General features: G+C 61.1%; 2 protein-coding genes. One reads left to right on the top strand and one right to left on the bottom strand.

The genetic code is table 11. The features are described from left to right. Positions 1–108: Bax inhibitor-1/YccA family membrane protein (locus G557_RS13760; protein ID WP_211220535.1), on the top strand; the 108-nt coding region annotated here is incomplete at its 5' end. 9 nt (positions 109–117) lie between these two features. Here G557_RS13760 and G557_RS0107590 read toward each other — a convergent pair. After that, entirely contained in the window at positions 118–1,041 is a 924-nt protein-coding gene (locus tag G557_RS0107590) for a hypothetical protein (RefSeq protein WP_156877138.1), read from the bottom strand. Between the last annotated feature and the right edge of the window lie 274 nt (positions 1,042–1,315).

A 1,315-nucleotide genomic window follows, 5' to 3' on the forward strand; every position in this document is an offset into this window, starting at 1 on the left:
CCCGCCAGCTTCGGCTGGACCGCCGCCTTCGGCCTCGTCGTCACCCTGGTCTGGCTCTACATCGAGTTCCTGCGACTGTTCGCGATCCTCGCCTCAAGCCGCGACTAAACCAGAGAGCTATTCCACCTGTCGAGGCGGCAGCCCGAGCGCCCGCTCTCGTTCAGCTTCGAGGTCGATTCCCGCCTCTGACAGGGCATCAAGTCCGGAGGCATACGCCGTCTGCAGTTCGGTGTCGTTCGAGAGTACCTGCCATTCCGCATCGCCGACGAAACGCCGTATTGCGCCCTCATGGTGCGGGGCGGCGGGAGGGGTGCGGGGCGGAACCGAAATGGCGCGGACTTCGACGCTGCTGGCCAGTGTCACATTAGGTACCGGACCGAGGCAGATCAGCAGGTCAGGCTCCATCTGATGCAGCAGAAGCGATGCCTCCGGCTGGACATCAGCGATCGGGGATCCCCAGAACGCCTCGCGCACCAGCCGCGCAGCGTGGCCGCTGGCGAATACACGTGCATTCCCGTCGAGGTTCGCCAGGGCATTTTTCAGCCCAGTGATGACCGGGTCGCTGCTCGCAAGCTGCGTGGGGTCCATCCGATCGTACTGGCTGATGACGCGCCCACGGCTGAGCTCAACTGCGCCGTGATCGGCCAACTGAATTTCCGGCACCGTGCCGACGACCAGTACGATCTTCGGCGCCGGAGTATCCTCTATCGCTTCGAGACACTCGACCAGTATGTCGAGCCACTCGCTCTGTGAGACTGGCCGATTCGCGTAGGTGCTGCGCCCGAGCACTTTGTACCAGTGCACGGCCAGATCGCGGACGGGCATCTCGAAGTTCGCCAGTTCGTCACCTTCTTCGACATCCCACTGATATGCCCGTATTGCGAAAACGGGGGTGACCAGGTCGTAGCCTGGACCGAAATTCCCGGCCGCTGTGGCATCGTCGTCTGGGGTACACGGCGTCTTCAGCGCTTGCTCTCTACTTGCCCTCGCGATTTGCTCGAGGATGCCTAGGCCGTACTCGCTGACTTCGTATTCGCTCATGCAACGGAGTGTGCGCGGAGACGTATTCCGAGCAAACTCTGCTGGCGCACTGGTGGTTCAGTCAACCCAGCATTTTGGTCAGCAAAAACCCTTCTCGTATTTGCTGGATTCGGGATAAATCGGGATAATCGGCCTTGTCACATCAAAACCGGTGTTGCGCCAGATGCCAGTAAAACAAAGGGATCGAGGGCTTTTACAGCTCTCATCGCGAGTGGGACCAGCCAGCGGGTGGAATAACCCTTGGTCGCGGGTTCAAGTCCCGCACGCCCCACGT

Origin of the sequence: Pseudoclavibacter soli DSM 23366, from assembly GCF_000423505.1 — a bacterium.
GTDB classification, from domain to species: domain Bacteria; phylum Actinomycetota; class Actinomycetes; order Actinomycetales; family Microbacteriaceae; genus Pseudoclavibacter_A; species Pseudoclavibacter_A soli.